The 1,157-nt window shown below is 70.3% G+C and carries 1 pseudogene; it reads right to left on the bottom strand.

What is annotated here, in order from left to right:
* Positions 1–125: 125 nt before the first annotated feature.
* Positions 126–1,157: pseudogene (locus DBR22_RS23815) on the bottom strand (hypothetical protein); the annotation flags it as partial.

Below are 1,157 nucleotides of genomic sequence, written 5' to 3'. Positions count from 1 at the left end.
TTCCCAGGCCACTGAGTGGGTTGCCGCCAAGGCCTGACCGGCTGTTGGCACTGGCACGTACGCGGCTGAGCCCAGGCGGACAGCCCGGTCCTCGTTGGTGTCTGCCCCATCGGTGCGCCGGCTCCTTATAACCCCGGCAACACATCGGAGATCCGCCATCGGCCATCAACACTAACCAGCACCAGCCGAAGCTGTTGCTCGGCTCCCTCCGCGGCGCTGGCCACCACCGCTCCGGAACCATCCCTTTCCTCATAGGACGACGTGGCGGATGTGACCGCCACGACTGCCCGGCTTGGCGAGCTTCCGGGCTGGACCTGCAGATCCGCAACCGTACTGGTGAATCCGGCGAGGATATTTCCCGACGCCTGAAGTTCGTCCTTGATGCGGGTGTCCGCCGCCGAGGCAGCGGAGCCCGGAGCGTTGACAAGATCCAGAAGCTCCAGGCGGCCGGAACTGAGCGCCACGGACCGCACGGCGGCCAGTCCCCGGACGGCCTCGACGGGGTCACCTGACTGCAGTTGCGCGGTCACCTCCGCAGGAATCAGGGAGTCCGGCGGCGTGGGACTCCCCCCGCCGGGCCCGTCTGTGCCCGGCGTATCCCCGGCTTTGGCGGCTCCGGAACTGACGGGCAGCGCCCCGGATCCGGCCTCCGCCGCCCAGGGTCCGCCCGGGCCAAAGGCACCGGCGGTCCCGATTGCGGCAGCCACGATGGCTGCGGCCCCCGCTGCCAGCAGCACGGTCCCCCGGACCGGTCCCGGTATCGAAGCCGCGACCCGGGCCTGCCCGGCCTGGCGTTTCGGGGCGGTACCGGCTTCTTTCCGCAGTGCGCCGGGGTCTACCGCCCGCCGCTTCGGGCCCTTTTCCGCCGCTTTCAATCCGGTGACGGCTTCCTTGGTGTGTTTTCCGCCTGGTTCCCCCGGTGGCCGGGGCTCCGGTGATACAGCACGCTCGCCCTGCGGAAACGGGAGGACCTGGCGCGCCCCGATCAGCCCGGACCAGCGCGACGTCGAAATCCGGCGGCCCCACGCCCGGAAACACTTCCGGGCTGCGTTGCCGCCTCGCTCCGGGACCCGGCGCCGGGTCAGTAACTGCGGCAGGACCGTGGAGTGGACAGAAGAAGCAAGGTCAACGGGAAGCGGCGGCGCGCTCCGGTAGAC

Origin of the sequence: Arthrobacter sp. HMWF013 (assembly GCF_003061105.1) — a bacterium.
GTDB lineage: Bacteria > Actinomycetota > Actinomycetes > Actinomycetales > Micrococcaceae > Arthrobacter.
This window is presented reverse-complemented; position numbering and strand designations above follow the sequence as displayed.